1 protein-coding gene is annotated in these 242 nt (G+C 45.9%); it reads left to right on the top strand.

Translation table 11 applies throughout. From position 1 onward, the window contains the following. The coding region (locus AAEZ22_RS18570; RefSeq protein ID WP_352298563.1) for a helix-turn-helix domain-containing protein at positions 1–242 on the top strand (242 nt) is incomplete at both ends.

Raw genomic sequence — 242 nt, 5'->3', positions numbered from 1 at the left:
CTCAAATCGTGCCAGTTTCTGATGACCCAACCGATAAAATGGCCAGCCGATTATCAGACTTAACCCCGCAACAATATCGCGTGTTACAGATGTTTGCAGAAGGGTTACTCAACAAACAAATTGCTTATGATTTTGGGGTATCAGAAGCAACCATCAAAGCGCATGCCACGGCGATATTCCGTAAACTGGGTGTTCGCAATCGCACTCAAGCGGTGATAGCATTGCAGCACTTAGAAATGGAC

It is taken from the genome of Pseudoalteromonas sp. 20-MNA-CIBAN-0454 (genome assembly GCF_040308685.1).
Taxonomy (GTDB): Bacteria; Pseudomonadota; Gammaproteobacteria; order Enterobacterales; family Alteromonadaceae; genus Pseudoalteromonas; species Pseudoalteromonas nigrifaciens.
Note: the sequence above shows the minus strand (reverse complement) of the source record. Positions and strands in the feature narration are given on the sequence as shown.